Annotated in this window: 1 protein-coding gene; it reads left to right on the top strand. The window is 54.5% G+C overall.

The window, feature by feature from the left end; genetic code table 11:
- Positions 1-17: 17 nt before the first annotated feature.
- The coding region (locus HBA93_RS21615) for a 3-oxoacyl-[acyl-carrier-protein] synthase III C-terminal domain-containing protein (RefSeq protein WP_286202127.1) at positions 18-264 on the top strand (247 nt) is incomplete at its 3' end.

The following is a 264-nucleotide window of genomic DNA, read 5'->3' as shown; positions in this document are numbered from 1 at the left end:
CACAGGCGGTGAAGACCATGGCGGAAGGCGGCAAAACAGTTTTACAACAGGCAGATGTTGAACCCGCCACGATCAATCATTTTGTGCCGCATCAGGCCAATGCACGGATTTTTGATGCGGTGGGCGAACAGTTACAATTGAGCAATGCGGTGACTGCCCGCACAATCAGGGATTATGGCAACTCATCGGCGGCGACTATTCCGCTCAGCCTGTCTCTGGGGCAGAGTGCCTATCGCAAAGGTGATCTGATCCTGCTGACAGCGG

This window comes from Ochrobactrum sp. SFR4, assembly GCF_019730395.1.
GTDB lineage: Bacteria > Pseudomonadota > Alphaproteobacteria > Rhizobiales > Rhizobiaceae > Pseudochrobactrum.
The sequence above is the reverse complement of the archived record's forward strand: the minus strand, read 5'-3'. Positions and strand labels throughout refer to the sequence as shown.